The organism is Natrinema sp. DC36 (assembly GCF_020405225.1).
GTDB lineage: Archaea > Halobacteriota > Halobacteria > Halobacteriales > Natrialbaceae > Natrinema.
In genome coordinates this window covers 1,084,871-1,103,070 of the sequence record NZ_CP084472.1, presented here as the reverse complement: position 1 = coordinate 1,103,070, position 18,200 = coordinate 1,084,871, and the positions used below count along the sequence as shown (strand labels likewise).

Here is an 18,200-nt window from a genome sequence, read left to right as displayed (position 1 = left end):
CCGCTACCGGCTACCGCTCGAGATCGGAGACTGGGTGTCAATCGCCGTACTCGAGCCGGCGGGCGTGGCCAGTATAGTAATACGGTTTCAGTAACCACCAACACAGCATGACTACATATCACCGACGAGCGGCACTGGGTTTGCTGGGAACAGGGATGGCAGTTCTGGCCGGCTGTTCGGGTTCCTCCGACGACGGCAACGGGAGCTCAAACGAGAACGCAGGGGACGGCGACGAACCGACCGGTGACGGCGACATCGACGGCGAGAACGGCGATCTCCCGTCCTACGCGTCGATCCTCCCCCAGGGCGACGACCCGTCGTACTTCTACGGGGCGATCGACGCCGAGACGCTGACGACCCTGCTCAACGACGAGGGTGCGGCGGAGGGCACGGAACCGACCGATCCGCTGATCGGAAACCCAGTCATCATGGCGGTGCTCTTCGGCCGATTCGGCAGCCAGGCGTCGCTTAGAGCCTACGAGAACAACGACGAAACGCCCGCCGACGAGGGCGTCCTGATCGACGCCAACGGCGTCTACGCGATCAAGGGCCAGTACGACCGAAGCGGTCTCGTCGCCGACCTCGAGTCGGCCGGCTACACGGCCGACGCGGAGACGGACGCGTATTCGATCTACAGCGACGACGAATCCGGCGAGGTCGCCGGCGTCACGGACACGGTGTTCGCGCTCACTACGCCGAACCCGAACGACGACTCCTTCGATCCGGTCGCGGCCGTCGAACGAGTCCTCGAGACGGCCGTCGGCGACCGGGCGCCGAAACACGAGGTCGACGGGGACTTCGAGTGGCTCCTCCGCGCCAGTTCGACCGACGGAATGGCGCTGTGTCGATACACGGAAGCCGAGGCCTTCGACCCCGCGACGCTCGGCAACGACCAGGTGGATGCGAACTCGCTCGAGTTCGCGTTCGGTGCCGTCGAAGGGGCCAACGGGATCCACCAGCAGCTCTCGATCGCCGGCGAGTCCGCGACGGCGAGCGCCGTGGTCACCTACGCCGACGAGGGAAGCGTCGATCTCGACCGCCTCGAGTCGGCGCTGGGGACGGACGCTGACTCGGTCGACTTCGGTCAGGACGGCCCGGCCGTCGCGATCGACGCCGAGTACGGCGGCGACATCGTCGAGGAGTAACCCGATCCGTTCGGCTCGAGCGTCGGCGCTACTCGGATTGCGTCACTGGCTTTTCTTCGGCTTCGCCCTCGGCTTTCGCGGCCGATTCCGCCGACGCCGAGACGTACGTTCCCGATCCGTCGATGGTCCCGATCCAGCCGCAGTCGCCACAGGCGAACAGCCCCTGCCCGTCGATCAGGGAGCCGCCGCAGCCGGGGCAGGTGTCCGAGGTCGACGCGGCCGACTCGCGTCCCTCGTTGGCGTCGACCGGACCGAGCGGAGTCGGCACCTCGCCGGTCCGTAGCGTGGCGATGGCTTCATCGGTCGTGTACGTCTCCTCGGTTGCCTCGTTCGAGTGGGGGAAGACGCCGATCAGTTCGTCGTCCGCGTACAGCTCGAGGCACAACAGCGGCGTCACCAGCCGCTCTCGCGTCGTCCCGGTCACCTGCGAGGTCGTCGTTCGCTTCCGGAACGGCGGTCGGACGCTCACGCCGCGCTCGTCGGCCCATTGAGCGAACCGCTCGAAGTTCTCGAGGACTTCCTGATGGGGGCTCTCCTCGGAGAGCGCGACTTCCTTGGGCCAACTCCGGAGGAGCAGGTCGTCGACCGCGCCCTCGGACTCGCAGGCCTGGAGCGTTTCGACCTGCTCGTCGACCGGCTCGAGCAACAGCGGTGCGCGAACGTGGCAGACGGCCGATATCTCGGTTGGGTTGTCTGTCATGTGGGATCGTTGTGAGGTTTGCCAACGGAAGAACTGATAAAGGTTTCTGGGGGCGACTCGATATCGGTTGAAGGTGTATTATACCATACTAGGACGGGAGAGCTGCCGGAAACCGCTGTGCTCGATCGGCGTCGATCCGAGTGACGACGGCTTCAGAACCGGTCGTTCCGGGAACTCTTCGTCGTGCTCGGGTCGTTCCGGGAACTCTTTGTCGCCGATCGAGGCGTCCGAAGATCCGGACGGATCTATGCTCGCTTCTGGATTTCCTCGCGCAGGAGTTCGCTCACGAGATCGCCATCCGCCTTCCCTCGCAGCGCACCCATGCATTCACCCATGAGTCCCGAAAAGGCCTGCATTCCCTCCGCTTCGACCTGACCCTCGTTTCGTTCGACGACCTCGACGACGGCCTCCCGGACCTCGTCCTCGCCGGCCGAACCGAGTCCGGCGGCCTCGGCGGCCTCCTCGGCCGATCGGTCCGGTTCCTCCGCGAGCGCCGTCAGCAGATCCGGAACACCCTCCTGCGCGAGGTCACCGCCCTCGGCCATCGCGAAGACCGACTCGAGGTGTTCTCGAGTCAGCTTCTCGACTGGCACGTCGTCGCGCCGGAGTTCGGTCAGCGTCGACTCGAGCGTCGTCGCCGCGAGCGTGGGATCGATCCCGTCCGCAACGACGTCCTCGAATAGCGGCATGTGCTTACCGTAGGCGACCTGTTCGGCCAGTCCCTCGCCGAGCCCGTACTCGTCCTGGTAGCGCTCGACCTTTGCGGTCAGCAGCTCGGGCTCGGGAACGTCGCTCGGGTCCGGTTCGACGGGCGGCACGTCCGTCTCGGGGTACATCCGCGCCGCGCCGGGCAGCGGCCGCAGATACCTGGTCGTTCCGTCATCGTTCGCACCGCGGGTCTCCTCGGGGACACCCTCGAGTGCGGTTCCCGCCCGCTCCGCGACGGCGTCGATCGCCGACTCCGCGATCTCGGTGTCGGCGGCCACGATGGCGACAGCGTCTTCAGATCCCGCTCCAACGGTGTCTCGGAGCGCTGCAACCTCGTCTTCGGTGACTCCGTACGCGGGCAGCTCGTCCGTGTGAAAGATCCCGCCCGCGCCGTGGCGCTTCGCATGATCCGAGAATTCGGTTCCGAGCCGGCGGTCGGGAGCGATCTCGCGACCCACGACACCGTCGAAGCCGTAGAGTGGGACCGCCATCACCGATCCGCCGCTGTTCAGCGCGCCGCCGATGACGCCGCTCTCGGTGCCCTCGAAGACCTCGGTCACGTCCCGAACGTCGCCGACCGACGCCTCGAGCTCCGAAAGTTCGTCCCGAATTGCGACGAGTTCGGCCTGTCGAGCGACCTCGTTGCGCACGATGTCGTCGATGTCGTCGAGGCTCTGGACGCCCTTGATCTCGACGCGAGCGCCCTCCGCGATCGAGACGTTGACGTCTTGGCGGATCGTTCCCAACCCGCGCTTGACCTTCCCGGTCGAACGCAGCAACATTCCGATGCGTTCGGCCGCCTCGAGGGCCTGCTCGGGGCTCGAGATGTCCGGACTCGTCCCAATTTCGACCAGCGGAATGCCGAGCCGGTCGAGGCTGTAGCGCACCCCATCCTCGGTCTCTTCGACGCGCTGGGCGCTTTCCTCCTCGAGCAGCATATCCTCGATGCCGACCGTGCCCTCGCTCGTGTCGATCGCGCCGTCGGTGGCGATCAGCGACGAGCGCTGAAAGCCCGACGTGTTCGAGCCGTCGACGACGATCTTGCGCATCACGTGGGCCTGATCGACCGGGCTCATATCCATCAGCTGAGCGACCTCGAGGGTCGTCTCGAGGGCTTCCTCGTCGAGTTCGTGGGGCGGTTCGTCGTCCTCCTCGACGAGACAGGTCGAGTCGTAGGCGAGGTATTCGAACTCGCGCTCGACCATGCTCTCCTCGACGGCGGCGTCGTCGAGTTCCCCAAGTTCGCTCCGGGTGGGATGAAGGTAGCGCGTGAACCGTCGCGTCGACGCCTCGGGCTCGCGGATGTCGGTCGGACACTGGCAGAACAGCTTCGTCGCCGTATCGAGTTGCTGGTGGATTTCCAGCCCGGCGACGAGTCCGAGGGACTCGTAATCGTACTCGGTCATTGGCGGCCACTCGGAGGCGGAAGGGTAAAAAACCGTCCAGTTGCGGCGGGATCGTGGACGGTCCGGATTTCCTCGGCGTCGCTCGCTCAGCCCACGTGTCAAACGCAAGACTGGTACCGAACCCGTATCAAGCAAGCACAACGTCTACCCGACGTGACCGACACATCAGAGTATGGTTCGACTCTCGACGATCGTCATCGTCGTCGCGATTGTTCTCGCAATCGGTCTCATTCCGATTCCCGTCGTCCCCGGTATCGGGATTCTCGTCGGTATCTCGGGCGTCGTTCTCGGAATCATCCTCCGGTTCCTCGGGTGGTGATCTCAGTCGCTCGAGGACTCGGCAGACACGCCCGAACTCGAGTCGCCGTCCGATGACGTCGATCCGGTATCCGACGACTCCGCGTCGGTACTCGAGCGCGACGCGTCACCGCCGGTTTCGAGCGCGTCCCCGACCCCCTCGAGTATCCGCTCCGCTGGCACCTCGAGAACGGAGTCCGGTCGGAGTTCGTACGCGACCTCGGAGCCCCGTTCTCGTGGCTCACCGGCGTCGCTTCCCGGAGCGTCGTCTTCCCCTCGTTCCCCCCGCGTCGCGATCACGATCGAGTCAGCGATCGCATCTACGATTTCGAGAAGGCGACGCGTCCCCCCGCCGGAAGATTCGAGCACGTCCTCGGCGACGACGGTCACGTCGGCCTCCCGAACGAAGCTCTCGAACGTCGTTAGATGGGTCGGTGAGAGCGATTCGAACGGCGGGATCTCGACGCACTCGACCCCGAGCGAGCGGGCGGTTTCGGCCGCCGTATCCCCGTCGGTGACCGGGCCGATACTACTCTCGAGAGCAGGGGTATCGGACTCGGTTCCACCGGCTCGAGAACGCGCGAAGCGGGCGAGCACGCGCGCAGCGATCGGCCCGGTTCCAAGGACGTGGATCCGAACGGTGTCGCGATCGATACCGGTCCACGCGCCGTCCGAGACGGAACGCGGGAACGCCGTCACCGTTTCCGCTCCCGTGAGCGGGTGGGTGGTGACCGTCGCGGTCGCGTCGAAAACGTCGCCGAGCGAGTCTCCCGTGAGCACGTCCGACGGCGGACCGTTCCGATAGACGTCGCCGTCGGCGAGCATCACGAGCCGGTCACAGTACCGCGCGGCCAGATCGAGGTCGTGAATCGCCGCACAGACGGTCCGACCCTCGTCGACCAGTTCGCGGACCAGTTCGAGCGTCTCGATCTGGTGATTGACGTCGAGGCTCCCCGTCGGCTCGTCGAGCAGCATGACCGGCGTTTCCTGGGCGATCGCCCGCGCCAGCACGACCCGCTGGCGCTGGCCGCCGCTGACCTCGTCGATCGGTCGGTCGGCCAACTCCGTCGTCCGGGTCCGTTCGAGGGCGCGCTCGACCGCGGCACGGTCCTCTGGCGTCGCCGATGAGAACCGCGAGCGGTGTGGATGCCGCCCCATCTCGACGACGTCGCGGACGGGGAACGAAAACGAGAGCGTCGTATCCTGCGGGACCACGGAGACGAGCCGGCTCGAGGCCCGCGAGGAGAGTTCGTGAATATCGTCTCCGCCAATCGCGACCGTTCCGGAATCGGGCTCGAGCGCGCCGCTGATCGCGCGGAGGAGCGTCGTCTTGCCGGCCCCGTTCGGACCGACGAAGCCGACGAACTCCCCGGGTTCAACCGTGAAGGAGACGTCCTCGAGAACCTCGAGATCGCCGAAGGAGAACGAGCAGTCCTCGACGGTGATCGTCGCCGGGTCGATGTCCTGACGGACCGCGTTCCGCTCGCCCGATCGATCGAATCCGATCATACCGAATGCACCTCCCGTCGAGTGAGCAGGAACAGGAAGAACGGGGCGCCCAATGCCGCCGTGATGATCCCGACCGGGACGACGGCCGGACCGGTCCGCGCGAGCGTATCGGTCGCGACCAGAAACGACGCGCCGGCGAGCGCGCTGGTCGGTAAGAGGATCCGATGGTCAGGCCCCACGATCAGCCGCATGATGTGCGGGACGACGAGGCCGACGAAGCCGATGACGCCGGCGACCGCGACCCCGGCGGCGGTGACGATACTCGCGAGTGTGAGCAAGAGCAGTTTGGTCCGCTCGACCTCGACGCCGAGGTGGTCAGCGTCCTCCTCGCCGAGCAGGAGAACGTTCAACTCTCGCCGAAAGGCACAGAGGACGAGGACGCCGACCAGCGTGATCGGCAGGGCGAACGCAACGTCACTCCACTGGCTGTTGTTGAGATGGCCCATCATCCAGTAGACGGCTTGCCTGAGCGAGTCGCCGCTGTGGACGAGCATGTACGAGATCATCGCGCCGAGAAAGGCCTGAATCGCGACGCCAGCGAGCAACAGTGTTGCGACCGGCGTTCGTCCGCCGTCGGTCGCGATCGCGTAGACGAGAAACGCCGTCCCGAGCGCGCCGACGAACGCCGAGAGGTGGAGCCCTCCGAACGGAATCAACGCCGGAAACGCGATCGCAGCGACCGCGCCCGCGGCGGCACCCGAGGAAACCCCGATGATCGACGGATCCGCCAGCGGATTTCTGAAGAACCCCTGCATCACCGTCCCCGCTGCGGCCAGTGCCAGTCCGACCGTCGCCGCGAGCGCGATTCGGGGAAGCCGAATGTCCGCGACGATGATCTGGCGCGTCGCCGGCACGTCGAACGAAAAGATCGGGGTGTACTCGAGACCGGGGACCGGTACCGAGACGCCGATGGTGGGAAGCGAAGCGCTCCCGATGGCGACGCCCGAGGGGACGACGATCGCGTTCAGCATCGCCATCGCGACCGTCACCAGATCGATCCTGACCGGCCCGAGTGCGGCACTGGCGAGGACGACGGCGACGAGCACCACGAGCAGCCCCGCCGACCACGTCGCCGTTCGGACCGATCGGTACATGCTTAGAAAGCAGTCTTGCAGTAGGCAAATATTTGTTGAAGTAGCGTAGACGTGGTAGCGATGCGACGATACATCTCCGTCTTACTGGCCGTACTGATCGCCGTTTCCGCGTTCGCGCCCGCCGTAGCCGGGCAGTCGGACGATGGGGGCGAATCGACCGTCGAATGCGAGTTCCCGCTCGAGATGACCGACGCCACGGGCGAGACGATCACGCTCGAGGAGGCTCCCGAATCGGTCGTGGCGCTCGGGGCCAGCGACGCCCAGACGATGTTCGAAATCGGGGCCGAGGATCGTCTCGTGGGAATGCCCGACAACCCGGCGACGAGCGGTCTGGATATCGGCGACCGGACGGCCGTTACGGATAATTATCAACTCGTTCACGAGCGGGTAATCGATCTCGATCCCGATCTCGTCCTGGCGGCGAATGCGACGACGACGCGAGAAGACGTCGACCAGCTTCGCGAGGCCGGACTCACCGTCTACTACTTCGACGACGCCGAATCACTCGACGACGTTCGTGAGAACGTGCGGACGACCGGAAAACTCACCGGCGAGTGCACCGGTGCCGAAGAGACCGTCGACTGGATGAACGAACAACTCGAGATCGTCGAACGGACGCTCGAAGAGACGGACCGACCGCTGGCGTACTACGAGATGGGTAACGGCTACACCGCCGGGTCGGGGACGTTCATCGACGAGGTCCTGACGACGGCCGGTGTCGAAAACCTGGCAGCGGAGGTCGGAATACAGTCGTATGACCAGATCAACCCCGAAACGGTCGTCGACGAGAATCCCGACTGGATCATCTATCCCGACGACAGGGACGAACCGCCGATTCACGAGTCGATCCAGGCGACGACCGCCTACCAGAACGACAACGTCCTCGCCGTCAACGCGAATCACATGAGCCAGCCCGCACCGAATCTCGTCTACGCGGTCATAGACATCGTCGAGACGGTCCATCCCGAGGCCTACGCGGAAGCGAGCGCAGAGCTCGATGCCACTTCGGAGGACGCCAACGAGTCGGACGATGAAGAACAGAGCACGGAGAGTCCCATTCCCGGATTCGGCGTCTCCGCAGCTCTCGTCGCTCTGCTGGCCGCTACTGCATTCGTCGCACGGCGACGATAGCTCGAAGACTCGGTTTTCGCTTCGGTCTCCTTTCCGGACATCTCGTTGGTAGCAGTGACGTATCGTTTTGAAAAGGGTTTACTCGCCGGACCGCACAGGAAAGCGCATGGTCGAGAACGTCATCTGGCCCGCCTATCTCGATGCGACCCTCTCGAGGGCCGAGGGACGGCGCGTGTCCGAGGATCTGGCGGTCGAGGAACCGACGGTCGACGAGATCGCGAAGTCCGTCCAGCAGATCGGGTACGACGCCACGATCGAGCGGGACAAGTCTTACTCCCGGGAGCACTGGGCCGACCGGGGTCGGGTCGTCGTTCGCGGGGCCGACGACTCGACGAAGAACGACCTCGTCCAAGCCGTGGCGGCGTACGTCGTCGCGATGCGCGACTGACATGCGCCGAGTAGGCGCAGTCGTCCGGACCGCGCAGGGACTGGCCGTCCTCCGAGCGGACGAGGCGGACGACGCCGGCAGCGACACGCCCGACGAGTTCCGCGACGAGATCGGCACGATGGTCCTCGACGATGACCTCGAGGGAGTCGGCCGCGTCGTCGACGTCTTCGGCCCCGTCTCGAGGCCGTATCTGGCGGTGACACCGGACGACGGCGTTCACCTGCCGTCGCTGATTGGATCGACGCTGTACGCGCGATAGCGTCGTCGGTTGCCGTCTCGTTTTCCGCTTCGGTTCGATTTTCGGCACACTGTGTATTGTATCGGAGTGCGACGTATCCCCCCATAGAGTCGATCGGCATGCGGTGGCGCGCGCTGTCGCCCGTCCGAACGACAGTGAAGGCGGGCGTCGATGCCGTGCGAGGGATGAGCGAGGGAAGAATGACCGAGCGAATCGGCTGGGGAGGGCGTGGCGATTCCGTGTTGTCGCGATAGCAGAACACGTCGTTCACCTCGATCCAGTCAATGCACACCGGTCGATACACCCCTCGAGACGTAGTAGACGCCAAATCCGAAGTGGAAAAGACGATAGGAGCGGGGTGCAAACGCCGCGACATGAACGACCGGATGCGCATCCTCGCCGCCGTTGGCACGACGGTCCTGCTGTTTCTCGGCGTCCAGCTCGGCGCGCTGGCGCTGCTCGAGCCGTTCCAGGAATCGGGCCGACAAGCCGTCGAGGATCCACAGAACCCGACGAACAGCGTCCTCTACTTCGGAATCATGCTCGTCGCGACAGGCCTTATGCTCGCGGCGTTCAAGTACGACCTCGAGTGGCTGATCAGACTCCTGCTCGTCGGCGTCAGCGTGATGATCTCGTGGTACGTCTTCGCCGAACTCGTCCCGTCGCTCGCCACGCCGTTCGTCTCCGACGGTGCAGCGGACGCACTCGCGATCGTCGCCTCGCTGGCCGTCGGCGCGGCGCTCCTGTTGTATCCCGAGTGGTACGTCATCGACGCCGCGGGAGTGGTGATGGGCGCCGGCGCCGCCGCCCTGTTCGGGATCAGTTTCGGCCTGCTGCCCGCGCTACTCCTGCTCTCGGTGCTCGCGATCTATGACGCCATCAGCGTCTACGGCACCGAACACATGCTCGATCTCGCCGAGGGCGTCATGGACCTCAAGATCCCCGTCGTGCTCGTTATTCCCCTGACCCTCTCCTACTCCTATCTCGCTGCCGGCAGCACCGACGACGTGCTCGAGGACGATCGCAAGACCGACGAGAGCACCGACGCTGACGGCACCGCCACCGAAACCGCCGGCGACGAGAGCATCGCCACCGCTGAGAGCGCCGCCGACGGCGGTGAGCGGGATAACGTGGCGGCCGCCGACAGCTCCGCTGCCGATGCCGACGCCCGCGACACCGAAGCCGGTACCGAGGACGATGCGGACGCCCTCGAGCGAGACGCCCTGTTCATCGGTCTCGGCGACGCCGTTATTCCCTCGATTCTCGTCGCCAGCGCGGCGTACTTCCTCGATGCGGGCACGCTCTCGTTCCCCGGAATCGCGCTGAACTTGCCGGCGCTCGGTGCGATGGTGGGGACGATTTCCGGACTCCTCGTGCTCATGTACATGGTCCTCGAGGGCCGTCCCCACGCCGGATTGCCGCTGCTCAACGGCGGCGCGATCGGCGGCTACCTGCTCGGGGCGCTCGCGAGCGGGCTCTCGCTCGCGACGGCGGTCGGGTTCTGATACGGTCTGCTGTAACGATTTAGCGGTGCGACCGCAGGCCGTATTCGCGGTCGCACCGGAAATGACTTACAGCAGTCCGTATGACCGTCGCTCTCCGTCGCCGTCACCCGTCGGCTCCCTCGGTCTCGACGATATCGACCTCGAGGCCGTCGTACTGCTCGAGCCCCCGAACCAGGGTGTCGATCCGCGTTTGCTCCGACTCCCGCTCCCGAACAGCCTCGGTGGGGTAGATCCCCACGACGACGAGGTGATCACCCTCGTGTTCGTCCCGGATGCTGTCCAGGGCGATGTCGAGGTCGTACTCCCCGTTCAGCGTCGCAGTTCCCTCGACGGATTCGACGGGGAACCGCTCGCCGAGCGTCTCGAGCGCGCGGCCCCCGACGGCCCGGTCGATCGACAGTCCGTCGTAGCGACGTTGCACGCGCTCGGCGAGTTCCACTGTCGACGGCCCGCCGACGGGGTTGAACTCCTCGCCACCGGCGGTGACGTGTGGCGCTGCGAGCACGCCGAACGCCCCCGCTCGCACCGGTTGGTCGCCGAAGCGCTCGGCCGGAAGCTCGATCGCCCGATCGTAGACGCTATCGTAGCTCGTCAGTTCGACGTCCTCGCCGCCCACCTGCTGCGTCTCGACCCGTTTTATCGTTCCCTGATACTCGTAGCCGGCCTCGGCGGCCGCCTCGTCCGAAACGCGTGCAGGTGCCGCCGAAACCATCGTCATATCGTCGGCGACGCCGCTGAGACAGCCGGCCACCGTGCCGACGCCGCTCGCCGCGAGCGCGCCGAGAAACAGCCGTCGATTCATGTGATTCTCCGACCAGACTCGAGGAAATAAACGCCGCGGTGGTCTTCACTTGCTGATTACAATTCGAACTGCATGGCTGATCCAGTGACCGGAATAGCTGGCGTTGCTGAAATCCTCGTTGTCAACCCGAATGTGTGACAATCTGTAACAGTGCAGTTATGCCCTCATCGATCGTTACATTCTGTATGTTTACGCCGCTCGAAGACATCCGCTTTCTCGCGGACTCGGAGAACCGATTCACCGCGCTCGAAGCCCTCGCGGCAGGCCCCCGTACGAGGGCGGAATTACGGACCGCGACCGAGGCCTCTAAAGCCACGATCAGCCGCCTCCTCGGTGATTTCGAGAGCCGCGGCTGGGTCGCGAGGAACGGACATCGATACGCGTTGACTCCGCTCGGAGAATACGTCGCGAGCGAGTTCATCGACCTCTACGACCACATGACGACCGCCAGCGATCTGCGGGAACTACTCCCGTGGTTTCCGCTGGGGGAACTGGATATCGAGTTCGACCTCGAGGTCTTGACCGAGGCGAGGATCACCGCGGCGACCCCCGATGATCCGATGGCGCCAGTGGCCCGCGTACTGGACATCGAACGCGAGTCGACCCGAACGAAGACGCTGGCGGACAAGTTTCCCGAACCGTGTGTCGACGCGAGACACGAGGCGGTCGTCGGCGGCTCGCAGACGATGGAACTGGTGACTACCCTGACCGTGATCGAGGCGGTGATGGCGTCTCCGTGCGCCGACGAGTTCGAGGACATCGTCGCCGCCGACCGCGCCGCGGTATACATTTACGACGGTGACGTCCCGCCGGGGGGTATCTACGACGGGACGGCCTACCGCATCGTCCTCGACGATCGGGACGTCTCCGTCGGCCTGATCGAATCCGACGACCCGGCCCTCGTCGACCGGCTCACGGAGACGTTCGACGAGTACCGGGACGCGTCGACCCGCCTCACCGCCTCGGAGTTGCAGAACGGCCGGGAATCCGTGGGGGCAAAGACGTAGCAGCGGCGGGTCCGAGACGACGGATTCGTAGTCGGCGTCTCGTGATCGCGGACGACACGAGTCTCTGGTAGTCGACTGCTCGAGGTGGTCTTCCGACCGGGCCTGCCTTCCACCTCGTGTCGAGGAACGGACAGGGAGCGTACGCGTTGCGCGAGGTGAAACGGTTACAGCAGGTGCCTATACCGTGATCGCAAGCGAAGTCACTCGACGGGTATAGAGCCATGAAAACCGAGACCGAAACAGAGGCGATAGATGCGGACGCGGTAACTGCGTTCGAGGAATCGTTCCGCGGCCGGGTCGTCCTCCCGGACGACGAAGAGTACGACGAGTGCCGTCGGGTCTGGAACGAGATGATAGACCGGTATCCGGCGATGATCGCTCGGTGTGCCGGGGTCGCGGACGTGATCGAGTCCGTGGACTTCGCCCGCGAGAACGACCTTCTCCTCGCCGTCAAGGCCGGCGGGCACAACGCCGCGGGAAACGCGGTCTGTGACGACGGCCTCGTGATCGATTGTTCCCTGATGACGTCGGTCCGGGTCGATCCAGGTACCAAAACCGTCCGCGTCGAACCCGGCGTCACTATGGGGGATCTCGATCACGAAACTCAGGCGTTCGGGCTCGCTACCCCGGGCGGTACCGTCTCGACCACCGGCGTCGCCGGCCTCACGCTGGGGGGCGGATGGGGGTGGCTGAGTCGGCGGTTCGGACTCACCATCGACAACCTTCGGAGTGTGGATGTCGTCACCGCGGCGGGGGAGCTCGTCCACGCCAGCGAGGACGAAAATTCGGACCTGTTCTGGGGGATCCGCGGGGGCGGCGGGAACTTCGGAATCGTCACCTCCTTCGAATTCGACTGCTACGAGGTCGGGCCGATAGTGCTCGGTGGGATGGTCATCCACCCGTTCGAGGACGCGGCCGACCTCCTCCGATTCCACCGCGAGTTTACGGCCGATATGCCGGACGAGTGCTGTTGCTACGCCGCGATCATGACGGCACCCCCGGCACCGTTCCTCCCGGAGGCGGTCCACGGCACGAAGGTGGCTGCGCTCGCGCCGTTCTACTCGGGACCCATCGAGACGGGCGAGGAACTGTTCCGGCCGCTCCGGGACTTCGGCGAGCCGATCGTCGACTTGGTCCAGCCCCAGCCGTATACGGCCCTCCAACAGATGCTGGACGAGCCGCAAGCGCCGGGATACCGAAACTACTGGAAGTCCCAGCTGGTGGATCCCCTCCCCGACGACGCGATCGACACGGTGGTCGAACGTGCGGGAACGCTTCCGTCACCGATGTCGCAGCTCGTCCTCGAGCACCTGGGCGGCGCGATCTCCCGAGTCGAGCCGGACGCGACGGCGTACCGGAACCGAAACGCCGCGTTCTCGTTCAACGTCTTCTCCAGGTGGGAAGATCCCGCCGAGGACGAGACCCACGTCTCGTGGGCCCGGGAATTTCACGCCGCGATGGGACCGTTCGCGACCGATGGCGTGGCCGTGAACTTCCTCAGTCAGGAGGGCGACGAGCGGGTCAGGGCCGCCTACGGCGACAATTACGATCGCCTGGTCGACGTCAAGGATGCGTACGATCCCGAGAACCGCTTCCGGATGAACCAGAACATCACGCCGTCCGCTCGGGCTGACGGCGGCGCAAGTCACGAAAGAGTATGACGACGAATCGACGACGGCCACGTCACGATCGTCGGCGGTTCAGTTCGGACCGATGAACGTGACGAAAGGGACGCCAGGTGTTCGACTGGTCGCCTCGATGCTCGGCACAGCTGTACGACCCGTTGCTGTTGTGCATTCACAGATCACGGTGGCCGAAGCGGGAGTCGCCGAATGACATTAGCAACCGTTCCGCAGTACGATCCCGAGCGGATCACTGAGAGACGGGATCACGCGGTGGTCCTCGGAGCGAGCATGGCGGGACTCCTGGCAGCTCGGGTCTTGTGCGACCGATTCGAGGCGGTCACGCTCATCGAAAGAGATCCGCTCCCTGACGAGGCGATACCTCGCCCAGGCATCCCGCAGGGCCGTCACATTCACGCGATGCAGAAAGCCGGACAGGCCACGCTCGAGGATCTCTTTCCCGGCTACAGCGACGAAGTGACCGACGCGGGCGGACTGGCGATCGATTTCGCGAGCGACTTCGAGATCTATCAGAAGGGGGGCGTACTCGCGAACGGACCCACTCACATCCCCCAGTATAACGCGAGTCGGCCAGTATTCGAACAGGTAACCCGGGAGCGGGTCGCGGGGCTCGACGATGTAACCATATGGGACGACTGTCACTTCGTGGAATACCTCGTCGACGACCACGTCTCGACTGTCGAGGGCGTAACCGTGCGAACTGCCGATGGTGAACGTGAGATCGACGCGGAGTTAGTCGTCGATGCCACCGGGCGAACGTCTCGAACGCCGGTCTGGCTGGAAAACAATGGCTACAGGGCCCCTCCACTCGACGAGGTGTCGATCGATCTGGCGTACAGCACGGTCCTCCTCGAACGGCCCACCGATACTCGCCGGGCATTTCTCGTCCTTCCCGACTCCCCTCGGACACGCGGTGCAGCCGTGTTTCCGATCGAAAACGGGCGATGGCTGCTGACGTTAGCGGGCATGCATGGGGACCATCCCCCGACCGATCTGGAGGGGGTCATCGAATACGCCTCTAGTCTGCCAGTCGCCGACGTTAGTCGCCTCCTCGACGAGCACGCGCTGATTTCCGAGGACATCTACCGATATCCGTTCCCGTCCTCAGTCAGACGTCGCTACGAAGACCTCGATCGGTTTCCCGACGGACTGATCGTCGTCGGTGACGCGATCGCCAGCTTCAATCCGATCTATGGCCAGGGCATGTCTGTGGCTGCGCTCGAGGCCGTACAGTTACATCGAACGCTGGCTACGGCCGACCGTGACGAACTCGCGCTCCGGTTTTTCGAGCGGGCTGCACGAGTTGTCGATGACGCCTGGAGTCTCGCAGTGGGTTCTGACTTCGAGTTTCCACAGACGACCGGCCCGAAACCGTTCGGAACGGACCTCGTGAACAGATATGTGGCCAGATTGCTCCGCAAGGCGCATACCGATGGGAAGTTGACTGACGCATTCATTCGCGTTGTCAGCATGGAAAACCGGCCGACATCGCTGTTCCGTCCGGCCATCTTGTGGCGGGTAGCGAAACCGCGTCCCTGAGTCCACTACGCGCCTCCCGAACGGCTCCTATCGAACCCACGCCCCTCACTCGCCCGACGGCAGCCGGTAGGTCGCCCCCTCGTCGGTGTCTTGGACTTCGACGCCGAGGGCCTCGAGCTCGTCGCGCAGTTCGTCGGCGCGCTCGTAGTTGCCGGCCTCGCGCTCTCGCTCGCGCACGCCGAGGACGAGATCCACCACGTCACCGGCGAGTTCAGCAGAGCCCGTCGTATCGCCCGTAAAGGAGAGTCCCAGGACGCCGCCGAGTTCCTCGAGTGTCTCGACGGCCCGCCGGAGTCCGCGGTAATCGTAGCCGTCGGTTTTCCGATCGCTCTCGCCGTTTGCGTCCTCGAGATGACGATTGATCGCCGTCGCGACCGATAACAGCGCGGACTGCGCTTCTCGGGTATTGAAGTCGTCGTTCATCGCGGTCGTAAACGCTTCGCGCGCGCCATCGATCTCGGTGCGCAAGGACTCGTCGTCGACCTTCGAACTCGCCGCCGGGGAGTCGAGCGCCTCGACGGCCGCCTCGTAGGCCCGCTCGAGTTGGTCCCATCGCTCCTCGGCCTCGGCGATCGTCTCGTCCGAGTAGAGCTGTTTGCTGTTGTACGAGCCGGCGGTCAGGAACGTCCGCATGACGTTCGTCCCCCAGCGATCGATCGCCTCCTCGACGGTAATGAAGTTGCCCAGACTCGAGGACATCTTCTCCTCATCCATCTGGAACAGTTCGCAGTGGAGCCAGTAGTTCGCGAACTGCTGGCCCGTCGCGGCTTCCGATTGGGCGATCTCGTTTTCGTGGTGGGGGAAAACCAGATCGCGGCCGCCGACGTGGATGTCCAGCGTCTCGTCGAGGTGGGTCATGCTCATCGCCGAGCACTCGATGTGCCAGCCGGGACGGCCCTCGCTCCACGGCGAGTCCCAGGTCAGCCCCTCGGGCGGATTTCCGCCGTGGTCGACGCCCTCGTGGCGGTGCTCCGCGACCGCGTCGGCATCGACGCCGCCGGCCTTCCAGAGCGCAAAGTCCGCCGGGTTTCGCTTCTCGGTACGCTCGTCGGGATCGCCCTGAGACTCGATCTCGCCGAGTTCCTGATTCGAGAGCTTGCCGTACTCGTCGAAGCTGCTCACGTCGAAGTAGACCGAGCCGTTGGACTCGTAGGCGTAGCCCTTCTCGATCAGCGTCTCGACGAGGTCGATGATCTCGGGGACGTGCTCGGAGACGCGCGGGTAGACCTCCGCCCGCAGGAGGTTCAGCGAGCGCATGTCGTCGATCGTCCGCTGGATGTAGGTCTCGGCGACGTCGGCCTCGCTCTCGCCCAGTTCGTCCTCGCCGACGCGGGCGACGATTTTCTCGTTCACGTCGGTGAAGTTCTCGACGTGACGCACGTCGTAGGAGCGGTGCTCGAGCCAGCGATGCATGACGTCGACGTGGACCCACGAGCGGGCGTGGCCCAGGTGTGGCGGATCCGAGACCGTCAGGCCACAGTAGTAGAGGAGGACGTTCTCGGGGTCCCGTGGCTCGAACGGCTCTTTTGCGCCCGTCAACGTGTTCGTCACGTGCAGGGTCATTACGCTCACTTCCGCCGGCCGAAAGTTAAACCGTGTGATGCCTCCCGAACGCGGCGCGTTTTCGACCGCGGACCGATACCAGCGAGACCGGTGGCCACGGTCGTCGGCTTCTCTCGAGGATCAACAGCACTGTCGCCGCTGGGTAGCTACTCGGCGTGTGTTTCGACCCGCGATTCGCTTACGGGGCTCGACTCGTTCGTCCACTTCTTTTCGACGTCACGATTCGCGAGGACGACCAGCGTCCCATCCGTCGCCCGGATTCGCGTCTTCCGAAGGTCGATCTGGGTGACCGTTCCGGTGACCGAAGCCGTATTGACGGTGTCGCCGACTTCGAAATCCGGATCGCGGAGCAGGTAGATTCCCGCGACCGTATCCGCGATCATTTCCTTGAGCGCGAACGCGACGCCCAACCCGATGAATCCGCCGGCAGTCCCCAAACTGGCCGCAACGTCACCCAGACCGACGATTTTCAGAAAGGCGAGTGCAGCACCGAACCAGAGGAAGATACCCACGATCGTCACGGAGAGATCGACGATGAGCCGCTGCTCGTCGGGATGCATTCGCTCGAGGACGGACCGAGTGACCCACAGCGCGATCTTGATCAGGAGAGAGGCGACTACCAGGAAGAGAGCGCCCGAGAGTACGTTCGGCAGCGCAGCGATCGTATTGTCGATCAGCTCCGCGAGGATCGTCCTGGGAATCGGCTCGTCCGCCGGATCGGAGACGGCCTGAATCAACATACGATATCGTTCGCCATAAGCCACAAATCAGTTGCGCTCGGGTGACTGTCCGCACCGAACTACTCTCCAGACAGAGAGACTGGCGTAATTACAGTATTGGGCTGGTACTCAGTCGAGCGCCTCGAGATCACCGAATCGTTCGCGATTCATCGTCGTGACGACGAACCGTCGCACGATATCGACGAGTTCCGTTTCGGTCTCGTACGTCTCGATGCGGAGATCCCACCGAGTCCGTGCCGATCGAATCATCTCACTGGTCACGTTCGCCTCGTGGACGAAGACGATCCTGTCACCGTGCGTCTCCGCGACGTTCTCTAAGATACTGCCCGCCTCTTCTCCGACACCGAAGTTGTGTCCGAGGAACGGGACGACGAACACGGTCGTATTCGAGCATCGGGTGTACTCGATGCTCTGTGTTACTGCATCGATGTCGTCCGTATCGACGTCGGTATCGACCGCGAGGAACGCGTTTACGCCTGGGTTCGTCCGAAGCGTCCCTTGCACTCGTCGGAGCAGGGCTTCCGCCTCGTCGATTGCGTCTTCATTCTGGAAGAGTTTTCTGAGGGGCCCGGGGAGGTCTGCAACGGATACGTTCTGCCGTTCCTCATCGGTCAGCACGTAGTTCAAATTGAACGATTTATACGGCCCCATCAGATAGAGGAGAAATCGATCGTATTTCACGGTGCCAAGCCGGTCCGTGATAAGATCCCGCGTAATCTCCTGCGTCATAGCCGGAATAATCTGCCGACAGTATATAAAGAAGCATGTTTTCAGCAAATGCTGGC

Annotated in this window: 17 protein-coding genes; 9 read left to right on the top strand and 8 right to left on the bottom strand. The window is 64.4% G+C overall.

The window, feature by feature from the left end; translation table 11 throughout:
- Positions 1-107: 107 nt before the first annotated feature.
- A complete protein-coding gene (locus LDH74_RS06035; protein WP_226041623.1) occupies positions 108-1,145 on the top strand; it encodes a hypothetical protein in 1,038 nt (345 codons plus the stop codon).
- Positions 1,146-1,173: 28 nt separating this feature from the next.
- Here the strand turns inward: LDH74_RS06035 and LDH74_RS06030 are convergent, their stop codons facing one another.
- Positions 1,174-1,845 (bottom strand): HTH domain-containing protein, encoded by a 672-nt coding sequence (locus tag LDH74_RS06030; protein ID WP_226041622.1) that lies wholly within the window; start codon positions 1,843-1,845, stop codon positions 1,174-1,176.
- A gap of 245 nt (positions 1,846-2,090) precedes the next feature.
- On the bottom strand, positions 2,091-3,959 hold the full coding sequence (gene gatE, locus LDH74_RS06025) for a Glu-tRNA(Gln) amidotransferase subunit GatE (protein WP_226041621.1): 1,869 nt from the start codon (positions 3,957-3,959) through the stop codon (positions 2,091-2,093).
- Positions 3,960-4,131: 172 nt separating this feature from the next.
- On the opposite strand from gatE, the gene LDH74_RS06020 reads away from it, so the two are divergent.
- Positions 4,132-4,278, top strand: a complete 147-nt coding sequence (locus tag LDH74_RS06020) for a hypothetical protein (protein ID WP_226041620.1) — start codon at positions 4,132-4,134, stop codon at positions 4,276-4,278.
- Between the two features lie 2 nt (positions 4,279-4,280).
- Here the strand turns inward: LDH74_RS06020 and LDH74_RS06015 are convergent, their stop codons facing one another.
- Together LDH74_RS06015 and btuC are read right to left on the bottom strand one after the other, a co-directional pair.
- On the bottom strand, positions 4,281-5,765 hold the full coding sequence (locus LDH74_RS06015; protein ID WP_226041619.1) for a heme ABC transporter ATP-binding protein: 1,485 nt from the start codon (positions 5,763-5,765) through the stop codon (positions 4,281-4,283).
- Entirely contained in the window at positions 5,762-6,859 is a 1,098-nt protein-coding gene (gene btuC, locus LDH74_RS06010) for a vitamin B12 ABC transporter permease BtuC (RefSeq protein ID WP_226041618.1), read from the bottom strand. Before btuC ends, LDH74_RS06015 begins: the two co-directional genes overlap by 4 nt.
- A 60-nt stretch (positions 6,860-6,919) precedes the next feature.
- Here btuC and LDH74_RS06005 point away from each other — a divergent pair, with 60 nt between their 5' ends.
- The 4 genes from LDH74_RS06005 (at position 6,920) to LDH74_RS05990 (ending at position 10,121) form a co-directional block, all read left to right on the top strand.
- Positions 6,920-7,990, top strand: a complete 1,071-nt coding sequence (locus LDH74_RS06005; protein ID WP_226041617.1) for a PGF-CTERM-anchored ABC transporter substrate-binding protein — start codon at positions 6,920-6,922, stop codon at positions 7,988-7,990.
- Positions 7,991-8,096: 106 nt separating this feature from the next.
- On the top strand, positions 8,097-8,378 hold the full coding sequence (gene srp19, locus LDH74_RS06000) for a signal recognition particle subunit SRP19 (protein WP_226041616.1): 282 nt from the start codon (positions 8,097-8,099) through the stop codon (positions 8,376-8,378).
- 1 nt (position 8,379) lies between these two features.
- On the top strand, positions 8,380-8,637 hold the full coding sequence (locus tag LDH74_RS05995; protein ID WP_098727113.1) for a Gar1/Naf1 family protein: 258 nt from the start codon (positions 8,380-8,382) through the stop codon (positions 8,635-8,637).
- Positions 8,638-8,990: 353 nt separating this feature from the next.
- Positions 8,991-10,121: a presenilin family intramembrane aspartyl protease PSH gene (locus LDH74_RS05990; protein WP_226041615.1), complete on the top strand. Its 1,131-nt coding sequence runs from the start codon at positions 8,991-8,993 to the stop codon at positions 10,119-10,121.
- A gap of 103 nt (positions 10,122-10,224) precedes the next feature.
- Here the strand turns inward: LDH74_RS05990 and LDH74_RS05985 are convergent, their stop codons facing one another.
- Positions 10,225-10,923 carry a DUF6517 family protein gene (locus tag LDH74_RS05985; protein WP_226041614.1) on the bottom strand — a complete coding sequence of 233 codons (699 nt, stop codon included), beginning with the start codon at positions 10,921-10,923 and terminating at the stop codon, positions 10,225-10,227.
- 185 nt (positions 10,924-11,108) lie between these two features.
- Here LDH74_RS05985 and LDH74_RS05980 point away from each other — a divergent pair, with 185 nt between their 5' ends.
- The 3 genes from LDH74_RS05980 to LDH74_RS05970 all read left to right on the top strand — a co-directional run bounded on the left by LDH74_RS05980 (position 11,109) and on the right by LDH74_RS05970 (position 15,112).
- Positions 11,109-11,930, top strand: a complete 822-nt coding sequence (locus LDH74_RS05980; protein ID WP_226041613.1) for a MarR family transcriptional regulator — start codon at positions 11,109-11,111, stop codon at positions 11,928-11,930.
- 221 nt (positions 11,931-12,151) lie between these two features.
- On the top strand, positions 12,152-13,591 hold the full coding sequence (locus LDH74_RS05975; RefSeq protein WP_226041612.1) for an FAD-binding oxidoreductase: 1,440 nt from the start codon (positions 12,152-12,154) through the stop codon (positions 13,589-13,591).
- A 171-nt stretch (positions 13,592-13,762) separates the two neighbouring features.
- Positions 13,763-15,112, top strand: a complete 1,350-nt coding sequence (locus LDH74_RS05970; RefSeq protein WP_226041611.1) for an NAD(P)/FAD-dependent oxidoreductase — start codon at positions 13,763-13,765, stop codon at positions 15,110-15,112.
- 45 nt (positions 15,113-15,157) lie between these two features.
- Here the strand turns inward: LDH74_RS05970 and cysS are convergent, their stop codons facing one another.
- From cysS to LDH74_RS05955, 3 genes are all read right to left on the bottom strand, one after another.
- The gene (gene cysS / locus LDH74_RS05965) at positions 15,158-16,675 is read right to left on the bottom strand and encodes a cysteine--tRNA ligase (RefSeq protein WP_226041610.1); all 1,518 of its coding nucleotides are present in this window, start codon (positions 16,673-16,675) and stop codon (positions 15,158-15,160) included.
- Between the two features lie 146 nt (positions 16,676-16,821).
- Positions 16,822-17,415: a mechanosensitive ion channel domain-containing protein gene (locus tag LDH74_RS05960; RefSeq protein ID WP_226041609.1), complete on the bottom strand. Its 594-nt coding sequence runs from the start codon at positions 17,413-17,415 to the stop codon at positions 16,822-16,824.
- Positions 17,416-17,523: 108 nt separating this feature from the next.
- A complete protein-coding gene (locus tag LDH74_RS05955) occupies positions 17,524-18,144 on the bottom strand; it encodes a hypothetical protein (RefSeq protein WP_226041608.1) in 621 nt (206 codons plus the stop codon).
- Positions 18,145-18,200: the final 56 nt, after the last annotated feature.

Coding starts and splice junctions, on each gene's coding strand:
- gatE (WP_226041621.1), bottom strand. CDS start 3,959: ATGACCGAGTACGATTACGAGTCCCTCGGACTCGTCGCCGGGCTGGAA.
- LDH74_RS05985 (WP_226041614.1), bottom strand. CDS start 10,923: ATGAATCGACGGCTGTTTCTCGGCGCGCTCGCGGCGAGCGGCGTCGGC.
- LDH74_RS05960 (WP_226041609.1), bottom strand. CDS start 17,415: ATGTTGATTCAGGCCGTCTCCGATCCGGCGGACGAGCCGATTCCCAGG.
- LDH74_RS06030 (WP_226041622.1), bottom strand. CDS start 1,845: ATGACAGACAACCCAACCGAGATATCGGCCGTCTGCCACGTTCGCGCA.
- LDH74_RS05990 (WP_226041615.1), top strand. CDS start 8,991: ATGAACGACCGGATGCGCATCCTCGCCGCCGTTGGCACGACGGTCCTG.
- LDH74_RS05995 (WP_098727113.1), top strand. CDS start 8,380: ATGCGCCGAGTAGGCGCAGTCGTCCGGACCGCGCAGGGACTGGCCGTC.
- srp19 (WP_226041616.1), top strand. CDS start 8,097: ATGGTCGAGAACGTCATCTGGCCCGCCTATCTCGATGCGACCCTCTCG.
- LDH74_RS05955 (WP_226041608.1), bottom strand. CDS start 18,144: ATGACGCAGGAGATTACGCGGGATCTTATCACGGACCGGCTTGGCACC.
- LDH74_RS05975 (WP_226041612.1), top strand. CDS start 12,152: ATGAAAACCGAGACCGAAACAGAGGCGATAGATGCGGACGCGGTAACT.
- LDH74_RS05980 (WP_226041613.1), top strand. CDS start 11,109: ATGTTTACGCCGCTCGAAGACATCCGCTTTCTCGCGGACTCGGAGAAC.
- LDH74_RS05970 (WP_226041611.1), top strand. CDS start 13,763: ATGACATTAGCAACCGTTCCGCAGTACGATCCCGAGCGGATCACTGAG.
- btuC (WP_226041618.1), bottom strand. CDS start 6,859: ATGTACCGATCGGTCCGAACGGCGACGTGGTCGGCGGGGCTGCTCGTG.
- LDH74_RS06005 (WP_226041617.1), top strand. CDS start 6,920: ATGCGACGATACATCTCCGTCTTACTGGCCGTACTGATCGCCGTTTCC.
- LDH74_RS06035 (WP_226041623.1), top strand. CDS start 108: ATGACTACATATCACCGACGAGCGGCACTGGGTTTGCTGGGAACAGGG.
- cysS (WP_226041610.1), bottom strand. CDS start 16,675: ATGACCCTGCACGTGACGAACACGTTGACGGGCGCAAAAGAGCCGTTC.
- LDH74_RS06015 (WP_226041619.1), bottom strand. CDS start 5,765: ATGATCGGATTCGATCGATCGGGCGAGCGGAACGCGGTCCGTCAGGAC.
- LDH74_RS06020 (WP_226041620.1), top strand. CDS start 4,132: ATGGTTCGACTCTCGACGATCGTCATCGTCGTCGCGATTGTTCTCGCA.